At 48.2% G+C, this 677-nt stretch carries 1 protein-coding gene; it reads right to left on the reverse strand.

The window, feature by feature from the left end; all coding sequences use genetic code 11:
• A partial coding sequence (locus MWU82_RS24060) for a hypothetical protein (protein ID WP_247098298.1) occupies positions 1 to 677 on the reverse strand: 677 nt, incomplete at both ends.

The raw sequence follows: 677 nt of genomic DNA on the forward strand, positions 1-677 counted from the left end.
AATTCGTTCGCCGTAATACCTCCCGTGGCCACATCCAATGTATACGGACTTACAGTAGTACCCGCTCCTGAACGTATTAAAGTTCCATCGGTCGCATTTAAGATTTCATTTCCAATTACACCATCCACTTCAGTTACGGTCACAGAACCTAAATCTATTAAAATCCAGTCGGTCCCGTCCCATTGCATTACTTGGCCGGAGGATGTACCATCAGCAATGTTTTCCAATTGCACCGCATCATCGGCCAGTTTAGCATTGGTAACCGCGTCAGGGCCAAGTTTAGAATTTACTATGGATAGATCCGCCACTTTGAACGGATCCAAGGTAGTGCCCAGTCCGGTGATTGTTACCTGATCAGCCAAAACAGCAAAGCTCGACTTGTCCACCCAAACAACAGTTCCTACTGCATCGGTAACCAATACTTTATCGTTACCTCCACTTAATATATTTTCTGTCTGTACCGCATCGTCCGCCAATTTTGCATTGGTAACCGCATCTGCAGCCAATTCTGTAGTTCCCACTGCCCCGGCAGCTATCTCAAGGGTTACATCACCCAACAGGGCATTGGCATCGCCACCTACTGTTAGGTCGGAGGATGTGATATCACCGTCACCAGTAATTGCCGTGCCATCAACTTCCAATGCTCCGGTGGTCGCGTTCTGTACCAGTCCGCTTCC

The organism is Arenibacter sp. S6351L, assembly GCF_023016025.1.
Lineage (GTDB): Bacteria > Bacteroidota > Bacteroidia > Flavobacteriales > Flavobacteriaceae > Arenibacter > Arenibacter algicola_B.